Here is a 15,487-nt window from a genome sequence, read left to right on the forward strand (position 1 = left end):
GACGGTTCGCCCCTTGGCATCGGGCGCGGATGCACGCGTGGCTCTCCCGAGGCCGGCCTGGGACGAGATCCTGACTGCCTGGCAGGCTCGCGCGGACGCGAGTAGGAGTGTCGCCCGGCCGTGAGCCTGGACTCCCACGATCAACCGGGCGCACCAGCACGCCGCGCACGTCGCCCCGGACCACAGCGGGTACTGGCGAACTACCAGGGTTCGGTACGGCACGTACTGCTGACCACGCCCGGGCCGGTGCCAGGGCCGCCCGTCGACGAGGATCCACGCCGCAGCCGGCGGCGACGGGCGGACCGCTCGCAGTGCTCGTATGACCGAGCCAGGGCGGTGAGGCCCGACGTGCCCGCCGCCGCTCGACACGATCCGCGTCCCCCAGCAGGACCGACGCCCCGCCGGCGGCACATGCCGTACTGGAGACAAGGCGCACTCGTCGCGCGCGACCCGCGCCGCGCCGCGCCGCTGCGGCATCCTCGCGGTCGTGCTCGAACCCTGCGACCAGCGGGCACAGTGTCACCGACGCGCATTATGCGGCGACCGCCCCGTGACCTACGACCCTGCCACCTACCGGGACCGCAGCACGGTCCAGCGCTCCTTCAACCGCATCGAGCAATGGCGAGCACTCGTGACCCGCTACCACAAGCACGCGCTCGTCTACCGAGGGGGCGCCCCGTTCTCGCAGTGATCGTGACCGGAGCGCCGAGCACACCGCGATCACCGGGTCGACGCCACGATCCGAGGTAGGTGCTGCTCGATGATCTCGGCAGCTGCACTCTCCACGACGAGCTCGAGCAGGTCGGGCAGCTCAAGCACTGCGGGCGCCTCAGGATCCAGTACCAGCGTCAGGACGTTGCCCGGCATGCCGAACCGAACAAGGCCGCCGTAGTGCACGGCTGCACCACCACGCACGACGCGTAGGTACCCATGCCCAGCCTCACGTCGTGCGGGTCGTGGGCCAGCGAACGTTGAAACTCGATCGTGTCTCCCGACTCCACGTCCAGCAAGCACGATCACCTCGCCGTTGTCCTCGATGCCGCGCGTGAAGCCGACCCTGATCACAGCCGAGACTCTGTCGCATCAAAGACCACAGGACCCGGTCCTCCGACTGGAGGCATGCGCCCGGGCCGCTATCAAGGCCGACGCCGGCGTCTGCACCGCACGACGTTCGCCCCTCGTTTCACGTGAAACGAGGGGCGAACGAGGTCCGACAGAGCAGCGTCAGTCTTCGGGGTAGATCACCACGTAGCGCTGCGGCTCAACGCCCTCGGAGTCGCTGCGGAGGCCAGCAGCGGCCACCGCGTCGTGGATCACCTTGCGCTCGAACGCATTCAGCGGCTCCAGCGAGACCTTCGTCCCACCCGAGCGAACACGCGCGATCGCCTCCTCAGCCTGGGCGGTGAGCTCCCGACGTCGATCGGCGCGGAAGCCGGCGACGTCCAGCATCAGACGGCTTCGCTCCCCGGTCCGCGCCTGCACCGCGAGACGCGTGAGCTCCTGAAGTGCGTCGAGGACCTCCCCTCCGTCACCCACGAGGGCACGCAGCGCGCCGGGGTCGTCGGCGACGATCTCGACCGCTGCCCGGTCGTGCTCGACGTCGATGTCGATGTCCCCGTCGAGGTCGGCGATGTCGAGCAGCTCCTCGAGGTAGTCCGCTGCGATCTCACCCTCCTCCTCCAGGCTGGTGGTCTCGCGCGTCGACTCGTCGGTGACGGCGTCTTCAGGTGCGGGGGTCTCGGTAGGCGTCATGACGGTGCTCCTCACGGCGGGGGCGCGCACGCGCGCGGGTCTACTTCTGCTTCTTCTTCTTGGGCGCGGGCTTGGCTGCCCCGGAGGCCGGGGAGCCCTTCGCGCCGTCAGACGTCCTGGACTCGTCCGCCGCCTTCGGAGCATCCTCCACGGGAGCGTCCTCGACTCTCGGCGTGGTCGTCCCGACCGGCCGAGGCGCGCCCTTCTGCCGGTCCTTGCGCTTCGGCTGCTGACGCTGACCGCGCGGCTGCTCAATCACGGGCGTGGCATCTTCGACGATCCCCTTCGCCGCACGCTTACGGGCCTGGCGCTCCTTGAGGAGCCGCTCCGCCTCGGAACCGGGCGCGGGCATGCGGCGGATCGTGTAGAACTGCTGACCCATCGACCAGAGGTTGGTCGTCGTCCAGTACACGAGCACACCGACCGGGAAGTTGACACCGGAGACGGCGAAGATGAACGGGAAGACATAGAGCATCATCTTCTGCGTCGACGCCATCGGGCCCTCGAGCGCCGCCTTCGGCATGTTCTTCATCGTGAGCTGGCGCTGCGTGAAGAACGTCGTGGCGCACATCGCAACGATGAGGACCGCGATGACGATCTTGGTCTGCAGGTCGCTGCTCCGCAGGAAGACGTCGGAGAGCTGGGCCCCGAAGACCGAGGAGCTCTCGATGTCGCTCGCGACGGAGGCATCGATCGGCCCGATCGGCTTGGAGGACCCGTCGGAGATCGGCACCAGGCCGTTCAGCACACGGAAGAGCGCGAAGAAGATCGGCGACTGCAAGAGGATCGGCATGCAGGACGCGAAGGGGTTCGTCCCGTGCTTGCGGTACAGCTCCATCGTCTCGCGGCTCATGGCCTCGCGGGACGCCGGGTCCGTCTTGCCCTTGTACTTCTTCTGGATCGCCTGCATCTCGGGCTGCAGCATCTGCATGCCGCGCGACGCCTTGATCTGCTTGAAGAACAGCGGGATCAGCAGGATGCGGATGATGATGACGAGGCCGACGATCGACAGGACCCACGCCGGGCCAGGACCGTCGGAGAACCCGAGGAACACGAGACCCTGGTGGCAGAGGTACATGATCCACGCCACGACCCACTCGATCGGGGCGAGGAACGCGAAGAAGTCCATCGGTGACTGCTCCCTCAACTTCAGACAAAGCTTGTGAATCGCCCGGTGTCGGGCTGCGGACTAGTGCGTGTGTCGTGCCGGCGGAACGTCGTCGACCCCACCGAGGCTCCAGGGGTTGCAGCGCAGCAGCCGCCAGAGGGCGAGGCCCGTTCCGCGCAGGGCGCCGTGACGACGCACCGCCGTGAGGGCGTACTGGGAGCAGGACGGGTAGTACTTGCACGTCGGCCCGGTCATCGGGGAGATCACCGACTGATAGGCCCGGATCATGCCGATGAGGGTGAGAGCGGGGACGCGTCGCAGCACGGCGACGACGCGACGCACGATGCCGGGAGGCCCGTCGACGTCCTCGGGGAACGCCGCGCCGGGAGCGTCGACCGGGTGCGTGGTCGTCATCGATCCACGCCCGAGCGTTCGTGAAGGCGTCGGACCGCACCCTCGAGGCCTCGGTCGAGGTCGGCGCTCAGCGTGTCGAAGGACGCCACCGCCGAGGCGGGGAGCGCGCGGACGACGGCGCGCCCGTGCGCGGGCAGCACGGCGAGGCGCGCCGCGGTCGCGGCACGCAGGCGACGCTTCACGAGGTTGCGGTGCACCGCGTTCCCCACTGCCTTGGAGACGACGAAGCCGACCTGTGGCTGCGCATCCCCCTCGAGATCCTCCGAGAGGTGCACGACCACGGTCGACCTACCCGCACGCACGCCGCGGCGCACCGCCCGCTCGAAATCGACGGAACGGCGCAGTCGGTGCGCCGCGGGGAGCACGGGGGATCAGGCAGAGAGCTCGGTGCGGCCCTTGCGACGGCGGGCAGCCAGGATGGCGCGGCCGGCACGGGTCCGCATGCGCAGCCGGAAGCCGTGGGTCTTCGCCCGGCGCCGGTTGTTCGGCTGGAAGGTCCGCTTGCTCACGAGGTACTCCAAGAACGTCGGGGAGGTACACCGTCTATGTCCTCGACGATGCAGTGACAGGTCCCGGTTGGAGCCTGTCTGTGGTTCAGGTGGTGCACCGTGCGGTCTCCCGCACGCACGCCGTCCAGGCACGCAGATCGAGTGGGCCATTGCTGGGGGCACCGGATCCTTGCAGGCAGCTCACGACGCGAGGCCTCGTGTCGAGTCTCCTCCACGCGGGCGCGCCAAGAACACCTGGAACGGCTGTCTGACGTTACGCTGCGCGACCCCCCCGGGTCAAACCAGGAGCGGTGAGATACGCCGCGGCGCGGAGCCCGCGGCGCCGCGGCCCCACCAGCGCCCCTTCAGAGGCTGAGACCATCCTCACCCTACAACCCACAGCCTGTGGACAACTATGTGGACGAGGGGTTCCCATGGCACGATCGACCTCAGCATCACCACACCCGTGACCCTCCTTCGTCGGCGCACCCCGCCCGGCACGTCAGCGCGCGCTCGACGGTCGGCTCCGCGCGCCGGCGCACACCCTCGACCTGTGAGGAACTGCCCGTGGCCAACCCGGACGAGAACATCGCCGACGTCTGGGCGCAGACCCTGAGCATCCTCGAGGCGAGCCCGGACATCACACCACGGCAGATCGCATTCATCCGGCTCGCCAAGCCGCTCGCGATCCTCGACGACACGGTCTTCATCGCGGTGCCGCACGAGCAGACCCGCACGTACCTCGAGACCCGCGTGCGCGACGAGCTCGTCACGGCGATGTCCTCGTGCCTCGGCCGCGACGTCCGCTTCGGCATCACGGTCGACCCGGAGCTCAGCTCGGACCCCGTCGTCGCGCCGGCTTCCCGTCCCGCCGTCGAGCGCCCGTACATCGAACCGGACGACGGTCTTCCCGACCTCCCGCCCCCTCCCCCGCCGCGCCCGCAGGCCGAGCCGAGCCGGCTCAACCCCAAGTACGTCTTCGAGACGTTCGTCATCGGGTCGTCGAACAGGTTCGCGCACGCGGCGGCGGTCGCCGTCGCCGAGGCGCCGGCCAAGGCCTACAACCCGCTGTTCATCTACGGGGACTCGGGACTCGGCAAGACGCACCTGCTGCACGCGATCGGCCACTACGCGCACAACCTCTACCCGAACGTCCGCGTGCGCTACGTGAACTCCGAGGAGTTCACCAACGACTTCATCAACTCCATCGGTGAGGGCAAGGCGGGCGCGTTCCAGCGCCGCTACCGGGACGTGGACGTCCTCCTCATCGACGACATCCAGTTCCTCCAGGGCAAGGAACAGACGATGGAGGAGTTCTTCCACACCTTCAACGCCCTCCACAACGCCAACAAGCAGGTCGTCATCACGTCCGACCTGCCGCCCAAGCAGCTCAACGGGTTCGAGGACCGGCTCCGCTCCCGCTTCGAGTGGGGTCTCATCACCGACGTCCAGCCGCCGGACCTCGAGACGCGCATCGCGATCCTCCGCAAGAAGGCGTCGAGCGAGCGGCTCGCGGCCCCGGACGACGTGCTCTCCTACATCGGCTCCCGCATCTCGACGAACATCCGCGAGCTCGAGGGCGCGCTGATCCGGGTGACGGCCTTCGCGAACCTCAACCGCCAGCAGGTCGACCTTCCGCTCGCCGAGATCGTCCTCAAGGACCTCATCACCGACGAGGACAGCGCGGAGATCACGCCCGCCGCGATCATCGCGCAGACGGCCGCGTACTTCGGCCTGACGATCGACGACCTCTGCGGGAGCTCGCGCTCGCGCGTCCTGGTGACCGCGCGGCAGATCGCCATGTACCTGTGCCGTGAGCTGACCGACCTCTCGCTGCCGAAGATCGGCCAGCAGTTCGGCGGGCGCGACCACACGACGGTCATGCACGCGAACCGCAAGATCACCGAGCAGATGGCGGAGCGACGGTCCACCTACAACCAGGTCACCGAGCTGACGAGCAGGATCAAGCAGCAGCACCGGGGCTGAGGCCCGTCGCCGTGGGGGGAACCCGCACGCCGCACGCCTCTCGACACGCCCCGGCGTGGTCGCACGACGACGTGATCGGCCCGTCCCGTGGTGCCGACTCCCGACCCGCGACGGGTGCCCGTCACCGGACCGCGCCGGTCTGCTGCGCCGTGAGCCGGCCGGGACACGACCCCCCGCCGGCTTCGTCGCGCACCCTGCTGCCGTTGCAGCCCCGCCGATGGTGGCCGACGCCCGTGACGTCCGGTCCTCCGACGCCGGCCACGACGTCGTCCACACGCATCCACAGAGATCCCCACCGGGGTGCACCGACCTGTGGATATCGACCTCGCGAGGGTTCCGGCGACGCCGGTCTTGCTCGACAGACCGCTTCGTACACAGCGTGTGGGTCGAGTTGTCCACAGTCATCCACAGGGGCCTGTGCGTTGTGACATCGGCGTGATCTGGGGAGCCACGATCGACCACAGCACCGACTGGCGCTCCACAAACCGCGGAGTCACGAGCGTTTTCCCCGGCACGGCTGTGGAACGGCGCGTCGTTCACAGCCTGTGGACGGTACTCGTCTCCGCCCGCTGTGCACGCGTCTGTGGATAACTGTGGACGACGGGGCCTATGGTGTGGACGACGAGGCGCTCATCGGTGGACGACGTGTGGGGACAGATCGCCCGCCCACAGGCCGTGCGACTTTCCCACAGTGGGGCCACGGGTTCGTCCACACGCATTTCTGCCCGCTGACCTGCGCAGACGCCCGTTTTCCACGCATTCCACAACCCCTATGACGACGACGAAGGTGTGATCAAGGGGGAATTCCACACGCCTTCATCACGCTCCGGCGACCGACGTGCGCGACCGCTCCGCCCGCCGCTCCGACCACGATGCCCCACCCGCCCACGGGTGGCCATCGACGCACCTCGTCCGCACCGGCCGACGCTGCGACGACATCGGTGCACAGGACCGTCCCCGGACAGGTCGTTCCAGTTCCTCCCGACCTGCTCCTCGCGTAGGGTTCATGCACGACACGTGTGCGCGGACCTGCGACCCGAGCTCCTCGCGTCCACCGCCCGAGCCTCGCGCGGGCGGTCCGGACGTGCTCAGCCCGACGACGAGCCGTGCGCCGAGGCGCAGCCGGACGGCACATGTGAAGATCGAGTCCGATCAGGACGTTGGCACGAGAGGGTGTGGGATGAAGTTCCGGGTTGAGCGTGATGTCCTGGCCGACGCGGTGACCTGGACGGCGCGGACCCTGCCGACCCGCCCGCCCGCCCCGGTGCTCGCTGGCGTGCGGCTCGAGGCCGACGCCTCCGGGACGATCGGTCTCTCCAGCTTCGACTACGAGGTATCGGCCCGCTCGGAGATCCCCGCCGAGGTGAGCGAGCCCGGCACGGTGCTCGTGTCGGGTCGGCTGCTCGCCGAGATCTCCCGCGCGCTCCCGGCGAAGCCGGTCGACGTGGTCCTCGAGGGCAACAAGGTCACCGTGACCTGTGGCGCGAGCCGCTTCACGCTCCTCACCATGCCGGTGGACGAGTACCCCGCCCTCCCCGCCATGCCCGAGCTCTCCGGCACGGTCTCCGGCGACGAGCTGACGAACGCCGTCGCGCAGGTCACGGTGGCGGCGAGCCGCGACGACACGCTCCCGCTGCTCACCGGGGTCCGGGTCGAGATCGAGGGCGAGAAGATTACCCTCCTCGCCACGGACCGCTACCGCCTGGCGCTCCGCGAGCTCACGTGGACCCCCGTCACCCCCAGCTACTCCGCGGTCGCGCTCGTCCGGGCCCGCACCCTCAACGACGTGGCCAAGTCGCTCGGCGGCTCCGGCCTCGTGAACGTCGGACTGAACACCGGTGCCGGGGTGGACCTCATCGGCTTCGAGGCGGGCGGACGCCACACGACGTCGCAGCTCGTGGACGGCGACTACCCCGCCGTGCGTCGGCTGTTCCCCGACGAGACCCCGATCCACGCGGTCGTCCCCACGGCCCCCCTCATCGACGCGGCCAAGCGCGTGTCGCTCGTCGCGGAGCGCAACACCCCGATCCGGCTGTCGTTCACGGACGGGCAGGTCGTGCTCGACGCGGGCCAGGGCGACGACGCGCAGGCGTCCGAGGCGCTGGAGGCCGTGCTCGTGGGCGAGGACATCTCGGTGGCCTTCAACCCGCAGTTCCTGCTCGACGGTCTCGGAGCCCTCGGGACGGACTTCGTGCGCCTGAGCTTCACGCACCCGAACAAGCCCGTGGAGTTCACCGGGCAGGACTCGCTGGACGGCGAGGACTCCTCGCACTACCGCTACCTGCTCGTGCCGATCCGCTTCGCGGGCTGACCGCGCGGACGGCTCCGCCCCGTCTCTCGACCGCATCACCGCACCACGGAGGACTCGCATGGTCTCGCGCATCGGACTCGTCGGTCTCGGCAAGATGGGCAACAACATGCGGGCGCGCATCCGCGCGGCCGGCATCGAGGTCGTCGGCTACGACCCTCGCCCGGAGGTCTCCGACGTCGCGAGCCTCGCCGACCTCGTCGCGGCCCTGCCCGACGACGGTCCGCGCATCGTGTGGGTGATGGTGCCCGCGGGTGAGCCGACGCGTGGCGTCGTCACCGAGCTGGGCGGCCTGCTCGGCGACGGCGACTTCGTCATCGAGGGCGGCAACTCGTACTACGCGGAGGACCAGGCACGCGCCGCCGAGCTGGCCGAGAAGGGCGTGGGCTACCTCGACGTCGGTGTCTCGGGCGGGGTCTGGGGCCTCGAGAACGGCTACGGCCTCATGGTCGGCGGCGACCCGGCCCATGTGGAGGCCGCCATGCCGATCTTCGACGCGCTGCGGCCCGACGGGCCTCGCGAGGAGGGCTTCGTCCACGCGGGCGAGGTCGGTGCCGGCCACTTCGCCAAGATGGTCCACAACGGCATCGAGTACGGCCTCATGCAGGCGTACGCGGAGGGCTACGAGCTCCTCGCCGCGAAGAGCGAGCTCGTCAAGGACGTGCACGGCACGATGAAGGCCTGGACGCGCGGCACGGTCGTGCGGTCGTGGCTCCTCGACCTGTTCGTCAAGGCGCTCGAGGAGGACCCCCAGCTCGCCGAGATCGACGACTGGGTCGACGACTCGGGCGAGGGGCGTTGGACCGTCGACGAGGCCATCGACAACGCCGTCCCGCTGCCGGTCATCTCGGCCGCGCTCTTCGCGCGCTTCGCCTCTCGTCAGGAGCAGTCCCCGGCGCTCAAGGCCGTCGCGGCGCTGCGCCAGCAGTTCGGCGGCCACGCCGTGAAGGCTGCCGGTCCGGCCTCCCCGGGGGCCGGACCGCTCGAGCCCCCGGCCTGACCGGGGCGCCCGTCCGCCTCGTCCCCGACCTCTCGCTGGACCCATGTACGTCTCCCACCTGTCCCTCGTCGACTTCCGCTCCTACGAGTCCGTCGACGTCGAGCTGGTCCCGGGCGTGAACGCCCTCGTCGGGCAGAACGGCCAGGGCAAGACGAACCTCGTCGAGGCGATCGGCTACGTGGCGACGTTGGCGAGCCACCGGGTCGCCGGAGATGCGGCGCTCGTCCGCGCCGGCGCCACGCGTGCCGTCGTCCGGACGCGGGTCGTCCGGGGCGACCGGGCGAGCACGGTCGAGCTGGAGATCGCCTCCGGGCGTGCGAACCGCGCCCGCATCAACCGGTCGCCCGCGAAGCGGCCGCGCGACGTCCTCGGCATCGTGCGGACCGTCCTCTTCGCGCCGGAGGACCTCGCCCTGGTCAAGGGCGACCCGGACGGCCGCCGGCGGTTCCTCGACCAGCTCGCCGTCCTCCTGGTCCCCCGGGTCGCCGCGCTCCTCGCGGACTACGAGCGGGTGCTGCGCCAGCGGGGCGCGCTCCTCAAGTCCGCGACCGCGCTCCGGGGTCGAGGCCGTGGGACGCGTCGTCCCGCGGCCGCGGAGCCCCCGCCCGACGACGACGCGCAAGAGGGCGCGTCGTCCCCCCTCGCGACGCTCGAGGTCTGGGACGCCCGGCTCGCGAGCCTCGGCGCCGAGATCACCGCGCTGCGCCTGCAGCTCGTGGCGGCGCTCACGCCGTACGTCGCCGAGGCGTACGAGCAGGTCAGCGCCGGTCAGGGCGCCGCGGAGATCGCCTATCGCTCGTCGGTCGACGAGGCCCTCGACCCGCACGCGGCCGGGGACGGTGCGCCCGCACGGGGCGAGCCGGACGCCGACGGCGAGGCACCGACGTCGGGCATCCCCGACGCGCCGGCGCTCGAGAAGCGCATGCTGGATGCCATGCGGGCGGTACGGGCGAAGGAGATCGAGCGCGGCGTGAACCTCGTCGGGCCCCACCGCGACGACGTCGTGCTCACGCTCGGTGGGCTGCCGGCTAAGGGCTACGCGAGCCACGGAGAGTCGTGGTCCTTCGCCCTCGCGCTGCGCCTCGCCTCGTACCGGCTGCTCAGGGACGGCGCACCCGCCGGGCTGGACTCGCTCCTGTGGGCCGACCACTGGGGCCCCGACGGCGAGCCGATCCTCGTGCTCGACGACGTCTTCGCCGAGCTCGACGTCCGGCGGCGCGAGCGCCTGGCCCAGCTCGTCGCCGGCGCCGGGCAGGTCATCATCACGGCGGCTGTGCCCGACGACGTCCCGGCGCTCCTGGACGGGGCGCGGTTCGCCGTGCAGGACGGGAGGGTGAGTCGTGTCGAGGAATGAGCGTGGCCCGGGGTCGCCCTGGGAACGGGGTGAGGCGACGACGCCGGCTCTACCGTCCACCCGCTCGTCCCCCGCAGGCTCCCGGCAGGCCGGCCAGGACCCGGCATCGTCCTCTTCCCCCGCCATGTCGTCGCACCTCGGTGAGCCCGACCCCGGTCAACCGTCCTCGTCGTCGCGCCCGACCGGGGAGGACGGGGACGAGGCGGAGCCGCGGGCGACGGGGCTGCCGGTGGGGCACGTCGTGGAGCTGACGCCGCCGGCGGAGGTGGCGCGGCAGGCGCTCAACCGCGCGAAGGCGGCCGCCCGGGCGAAGGGCTTGCGGCCCGGGCAGGAGCCGCGGCGCCGGATCCTGGCCGACCCGCCGACGTCGGCTGCGCGCCCGGGCGGGCGCGACCCGCAGCTGCTGGGCGACGTCGTCGCGCACCTGCTGCGCGAGCGGGACTGGGTCGCCGACGTCTCCGTGGGGGGCGTCGTGGGGCGCTGGCGCGAGGTCGTCGGGGACCAGGTGGCGGACCACTGCGAGCCGGAGACGTTCGAGGACAAGGTGCTCGTCGTGCGCGCCGACTCGACCGCGTGGGCGACGCAGGTGCGGCTGCTCGCGCCGCAGCTGCTCGAACGCCTCGCGCGCGAGGTCGGCGAGGGAGTCGTGGAGACGGTGACCGTCCTGGGACCGGCCGGCCCGAGCTTCCGCCGGGGCAAGAAGTCCGTCCGCGGGCCCGGTCCGCGCGACACGTGGGGCTGAGAGACCGACGGCGCCCCCTCGCGACGTCCTGACGGGCGGCGCAGCACGCGGGTACGGACGACGAGGCCCGCCGTGACCGGGGGCACGGCGGGCCTCGCGGGGGTGGTGACCGGGGCGCTGGTCACCACGTCATGGGGTCAGGCGTGCGCGCGGCGGCGCAGCCAGAGGACCAGGGCACCGCCACCGACGAGCAGCGCCGCGAACGCGGCGGCGCCCGCGACGGTCGCGCCGGTCGACGCCAGCGCGGGGCCGGACGGCGTCGGGCCGCCCGCCTCGACACCACCGACGGCGCCTGCGGGCGGGTTGGCGCACTCGCTCGTCGCCGGCGGGTACGAGACCCGGGTCGAGTACGACGGGTTGACCTCGAAGAGGACGTCCACGCCGTCCCGCGTCCACGCGTAGTTGCCCTCAGTCTCCACGTACGTGCCGTCGTCGGTCAGGAGCCAGCCCGGCCACTGCTGCGGCTCGTCGGCCGACGCGCCCGGCCAGAGGATGCGGCCGGCGAGGGGCTGGCCGGTGACCGTCCAGTCCTCCCCGTCGCCCGGGTTGAGGAAGGTGATGGTCAGCGGGTTCTCGTCGTCGACCGTGACGCCCTCGGGGAGCGCGACCTCGTACGCCAGGTACGGCACGTCCCCCTCGCACAGCGACGCGATGTCGCCGGGGACGAGGTCGCACTCCTCCGCGGCAGGCCGGAGCGCCTCGATCGGGAAGAGCGCGCTGCCGTCCTCGAGCAGCTGGTAGCCGGCAAGGTCCTCACCGAATACGTTGCCGGCCGTGGGGGTCGCGAGGACGCCGTCCGTCCGGACGAGGTACGTCACGTCGGCGGAGTTCTCGGGTGCGACGGGCGTGGCACCGGCCTCGCAGGCGGTGATCGCGGCCGGCGGGGCCGGGACGACACGGGTCGGCTCCTCGACCTCGTCGTCCACAGGGGTCGTGCGGCAGTCGGCGGCCGAGGGCAGCTCGACGCCGAACTCGGTGAGCTCCTGGTGGGTCCAGTCCACGAGGTGGCCGTCCATCGACGAGCCGTCCGGGTAGGTGATGCTCTCCGGCATCGTGTACTCGTCGGGTCCTCCGCGGACGAGGTCCTGCTGGATCCCCCAGCCCCTGCACAGGTCGACCCCGTCCAGCGTCCCCTCGGGCAGCTCCGTGAACCAGTGCTCGCCCGACCGCAGCTCGTCCTCGTCGAGCGTGAGCGTCCTGGTCGTCAGCAGGGCCTGCTCCCCGGAGTTCTCCCAGGCGGCAGGCTTGCCGGCGTCGAGCTTGGGATAGAGGTAGATCCCGACCTGGACCTCCTCGCCGGTGGGGCACGGCGTCGTCGTGCCCTCGAGCGTCCTGGACCATCCCTTGCGCCCGTCAGGGTCGTCCGACGCCTTCACCGCGACCTTCCACGGTGTCGCGGTGCCTGGGTCGGGGATCTCGTAGGTGCCGCGGAACGACGCCTTGAACGAGCGGGTGTCGACGGACTCGTCGCCGATCGTCACCGTGACCTCGTTCTTGCTGTGGCCGCGGTCGGAGTACTGCGTGAGGTTCACCGAGAGCTCGGTGCAGGTCGCGGAGACCTGGGGTGTGTGCGCGGAGGCGGGCGCCGCGGTGGCTACCAGCACGGCGCCCATGGCGAGCGCCGCGGCGGCGGCGCCCGCGAGGAGTCTCTTCACGGAGTGGGGTCCCTTCGGGGTCGGGTCGCCCGCGCTGGCGATCACTCCTCCGCGGTCGACGCGCGAGCAAGGATGGTCTGTGGTATTAGACCACCTTCGGCGCGAAACGCCGATTCCCGACTTGTCCACCGGTGGCAGCGTTCCCACGTGCGAGTGGTCGACGCGGCGTGCGCCTCGTGACGTCCCACGACCGGACATGTGCACGGGCCTGTGGACACTGCTTGTGGACAACGGTGTGGAGGGCCACCGGAGCCACGCGAGGAGCACGTCGGCGGGATGTGTCGTCCCGCATCCCCAGGGGCGCCACAATCCGCGGAATTCGGGTCGTGGCGGGTAGACTGGGGAGGTCATTCCGGGTCTGTTCACCACCCGTGCGCGCAGTCCCTCCGACGAGGTGCGCCCAGCCGTCCGCGGCCGGCGCCCACCGCCGCGGAGGAGCCGACGTCGACCATGGTGCGGGCCCGGAACCCTTGAGCAGCCACGCCGCCTTCCGTGCGAACGCGTGCGCGGCACGCACGACGACGAGGAGCAGTCCTGCCCGTGGCAGACCACACCGACACCGCCATCTCCGACCCGACGGCGTCCGCGGAGGCGGCACCCTCGGCGGGCGGCGGCTACGACGCGAGCAACATCACCGTCCTCGAGGGCCTCGAGGCGGTCCGCAAGCGTCCGGGCATGTACATCGGCTCGACCGGCGAGCGGGGCCTCCACCACCTTGTGTACGAGATTGTGGATAACTCTGTGGACGAGGCCCTCGCGGGCCACGCCGACACGATCGACGTGACGCTCCTGGCCGACGGCGGCGTCCGCGTCGTCGACAACGGCCGAGGCATCCCGGTCGCGATCCACCCGACCGAGGGCAAGCCGACGCTCGAGGTCGTCATGACGATCCTCCACGCGGGCGGCAAGTTCGGCGGCGGCGGGTACGCGGTGTCCGGCGGTCTCCACGGTGTCGGCATGTCGGTCGTCAACGCGCTGTCGACCCGCATGGTGTCCGAGGTCCGTCGCGACGGGTACTCGTGGCGCCAGGAGTTCACCGAGGGCGGCAACCCGGTGGCGCCCGTCGAGCGGCTCGAGCCGTCGGACGAGACGGGCACGACGCAGACGTTCTGGGCCGACCCGGCGATCTTCGAGACGACCGAGTACGACTTCGAGACGCTGCGCGCTCGCTTCCAGCAGATGGCGTTCCTCAACAAGGGTCTGCGCATCACGCTGACGGACGAGCGCCCCGAGCACCTCGACACGGGCGACGAGGTCACGGGAGGCGACGGTGCGGCCGACGCGGACGGCCTCTCGGAGGCGGACGGCGACGCCACGCCGTCGGGCACGACGAAGGCCCCGGCCCGCACCGTCACCTACAAGTACGACGGCGGCCTGGTCGACTACGTCAAGCACCTCAACGGGGCGAAGAAGGTCGAGCTCGTCCACCCCGACGTCATCGACTTCGAGTCCGAGGACACCGAGAAGCGGATCTCGGTCGAGATCGCGATGCAGTGGACCAGCGCGTACTCCGAGTCCGTGCACACGTACGCGAACACGATCTCCACGACCGAGGGCGGCACGCACGAGGAGGGCTTCCGCGCGGCCATGACCTCGCTGGTCAACCGGTACGCGCGCGACAAGGGCATCCTCAAGGAGAAGGACGACAACCTCACGGGCGACGACATCCGCGAGGGCCTGACCGCCGTCGTCTCCGTCAAGCTCGGCGAGCCGCAGTTCGAGGGCCAGACGAAGACCAAGCTCGGCAACACCGAGGCGAAGACGTTCGTCCAGCGCGTCGTCCACGAGCAGCTCACCGACTGGTTCGACTCGCACCCGAACGAGGGCCGCGACGTGATCCGCAAGGCGATCCAGGCGTCGCAGGCACGCATCGCGGCCCGCAAGGCGCGCGAGGCGACGCGCCGCAAGGGCCTGCTCGAGTCGGGCGGCATGCCCGGCAAGCTGCGCGACTGCCAGTCGAACCGCGCCGAGGAGTGCGAGATCTTCATCGTCGAGGGTGACTCGGCCGGCGGCTCCGCCGTGCGCGGCCGCAACCCGCAGACGCAGGCGATCCTCCCGATCCGCGGCAAGATCCTCAACGTCGAGCGCGCGCGCCTCGACCGGGCCCTGTCCAACCAGGAGGTCCAGTCGATCATCACCGCGTTCGGCACGGGCATCGGCGAGGACTTCGACATCGCCAAGCTGCGGTACCACAAGATCGTCCTCATGGCCGACGCCGACGTCGACGGCCAGCACATCGCGACGCTCCTGCTCACGCTGCTCTTCCGGTACATGCGCCCCCTCATCGAGAACGGGCACGTGTACCTCGCGCAGCCGCCGCTGTACCGGCTCAAGTGGTCGAACGCCCCGCACGACTACGTCTACTCCGACAAGGAGCGCGACGCGTTCCTCGCGTCCGGGCAGGCCGCGGGCAAGCGGATCCCCAAGGAGAACGGGATCCAGCGCTACAAGGGTCTGGGAGAGATGGACTACTCGGAGCTGTGGGACACGACCATGGACCCCGAGCACCGCACGCTCAACCAGGTCACCCTGGACGACGCCGCCGCCGCGGACGAGATCTTCTCCGTCCTCATGGGCGAGGACGTCGAGTCCCGCCGCAGCTTCATCCAGCGCAACGCGAAGGACGTGCGGTTCCTTGACATCTGAGCCGGCACGACCCGGCACGGCCGCTCCTCCGGTC

14 protein-coding genes are annotated in these 15,487 nt (G+C 70.8%); 7 read left to right on the forward strand and 7 right to left on the reverse strand.

Going from position 1 to position 15,487, the window contains the following annotated elements; translation table 11 throughout:
- The first annotated feature begins 550 nt into the window (after window positions 1-550).
- Window positions 551-691, forward strand: coding sequence for a hypothetical protein (locus JN535_RS20430; protein WP_240200407.1), 141 nt, complete (start codon window positions 551-553; stop codon window positions 689-691).
- Window positions 692-720: 29 nt separating this feature from the next.
- On the opposite strand, the gene JN535_RS00345 is transcribed toward JN535_RS20430, so the two are convergent.
- From JN535_RS00345 to rpmH, 6 genes are all read right to left on the reverse strand, one after another.
- Window positions 721-897, reverse strand: coding sequence for a hypothetical protein (locus tag JN535_RS00345; RefSeq protein ID WP_205200982.1), 177 nt, complete (start codon window positions 895-897; stop codon window positions 721-723).
- A 327-nt stretch (window positions 898-1,224) separates the two neighbouring features.
- Window positions 1,225-1,752: a Jag family protein gene (locus JN535_RS00350; RefSeq protein ID WP_205202820.1), complete on the reverse strand. Its 528-nt coding sequence runs from the start codon at window positions 1,750-1,752 to the stop codon at window positions 1,225-1,227.
- Between the two features lie 40 nt (window positions 1,753-1,792).
- Entirely contained in the window at window positions 1,793-2,881 is a 1,089-nt protein-coding gene (gene yidC, locus JN535_RS00355) for a membrane protein insertase YidC (protein ID WP_205200984.1), read from the reverse strand.
- A 60-nt stretch (window positions 2,882-2,941) separates the two neighbouring features.
- Window positions 2,942-3,274, reverse strand: a complete 333-nt coding sequence (gene yidD / locus JN535_RS21360; protein ID WP_205200986.1) for a membrane protein insertion efficiency factor YidD — start codon at window positions 3,272-3,274, stop codon at window positions 2,942-2,944.
- Entirely contained in the window at window positions 3,271-3,639 is a 369-nt protein-coding gene (gene rnpA / locus JN535_RS00365; RefSeq protein WP_205200987.1) for a ribonuclease P protein component, read from the reverse strand. Before rnpA ends, yidD begins: the two co-directional genes overlap by 4 nt.
- A 6-nt stretch (window positions 3,640-3,645) precedes the next feature.
- A complete protein-coding gene (gene rpmH, locus JN535_RS00370; protein WP_034225701.1) occupies window positions 3,646-3,783 on the reverse strand; it encodes a 50S ribosomal protein L34 in 138 nt (45 codons plus the stop codon).
- Window positions 3,784-4,329: 546 nt separating this feature from the next.
- Here rpmH and dnaA point away from each other — a divergent pair.
- From dnaA to JN535_RS00395, 5 genes are all read left to right on the forward strand, one after another.
- Window positions 4,330-5,748, forward strand: coding sequence for a chromosomal replication initiator protein DnaA (dnaA, locus tag JN535_RS00375; RefSeq protein ID WP_053370370.1), 1,419 nt, complete (start codon window positions 4,330-4,332; stop codon window positions 5,746-5,748).
- A 1,180-nt stretch (window positions 5,749-6,928) separates the two neighbouring features.
- Entirely contained in the window at window positions 6,929-8,059 is a 1,131-nt protein-coding gene (gene dnaN / locus JN535_RS00380) for a DNA polymerase III subunit beta (protein ID WP_144679288.1), read from the forward strand.
- 58 nt (window positions 8,060-8,117) lie between these two features.
- Complete coding sequence (gene gnd / locus JN535_RS00385; protein WP_205200989.1) at window positions 8,118-9,056, forward strand: phosphogluconate dehydrogenase (NAD(+)-dependent, decarboxylating); 939 nt, start codon at window positions 8,118-8,120, stop codon at window positions 9,054-9,056.
- Between the two features lie 43 nt (window positions 9,057-9,099).
- On the forward strand, window positions 9,100-10,410 hold the full coding sequence (recF, locus tag JN535_RS00390) for a DNA replication/repair protein RecF (RefSeq protein WP_205200990.1): 1,311 nt from the start codon (window positions 9,100-9,102) through the stop codon (window positions 10,408-10,410).
- 124 nt (window positions 10,411-10,534) lie between these two features.
- Complete coding sequence (locus JN535_RS00395) at window positions 10,535-11,152, forward strand: DUF721 domain-containing protein (protein WP_205200992.1); 618 nt, start codon at window positions 10,535-10,537, stop codon at window positions 11,150-11,152.
- 137 nt (window positions 11,153-11,289) lie between these two features.
- Here the strand turns inward: JN535_RS00395 and JN535_RS00400 are convergent, their stop codons facing one another.
- A complete protein-coding gene (locus tag JN535_RS00400) occupies window positions 11,290-12,807 on the reverse strand; it encodes a hypothetical protein (protein WP_205200993.1) in 1,518 nt (505 codons plus the stop codon).
- 564 nt (window positions 12,808-13,371) lie between these two features.
- Here JN535_RS00400 and gyrB point away from each other — a divergent pair.
- Complete coding sequence (gene gyrB / locus JN535_RS00405) at window positions 13,372-15,453, forward strand: DNA topoisomerase (ATP-hydrolyzing) subunit B (RefSeq protein ID WP_307868224.1); 2,082 nt, start codon at window positions 13,372-13,374, stop codon at window positions 15,451-15,453.
- Window positions 15,454-15,487: the final 34 nt, after the last annotated feature.

It is taken from the genome of Cellulosimicrobium cellulans (assembly GCF_016921195.1).
Taxonomy (GTDB): Bacteria; Actinomycetota; Actinomycetes; order Actinomycetales; family Cellulomonadaceae; genus Cellulosimicrobium; species Cellulosimicrobium cellulans_F.

Coding starts and splice junctions, on each gene's coding strand:
- JN535_RS00395 (WP_205200992.1), top strand. CDS start 10,535: ATGTCGTCGCACCTCGGTGAGCCCGACCCCGGTCAACCGTCCTCGTCG.
- gnd (WP_205200989.1), top strand. CDS start 8,118: ATGGTCTCGCGCATCGGACTCGTCGGTCTCGGCAAGATGGGCAACAAC.
- JN535_RS00350 (WP_205202820.1), bottom strand. CDS start 1,752: ATGACGCCTACCGAGACCCCCGCACCTGAAGACGCCGTCACCGACGAG.
- recF (WP_205200990.1), top strand. CDS start 9,100: ATGTACGTCTCCCACCTGTCCCTCGTCGACTTCCGCTCCTACGAGTCC.
- yidC (WP_205200984.1), bottom strand. CDS start 2,881: ATGGACTTCTTCGCGTTCCTCGCCCCGATCGAGTGGGTCGTGGCGTGG.
- dnaN (WP_144679288.1), top strand. CDS start 6,929: ATGAAGTTCCGGGTTGAGCGTGATGTCCTGGCCGACGCGGTGACCTGG.
- yidD (WP_205200986.1), bottom strand. CDS start 3,274: ATGACGACCACGCACCCGGTCGACGCTCCCGGCGCGGCGTTCCCCGAG.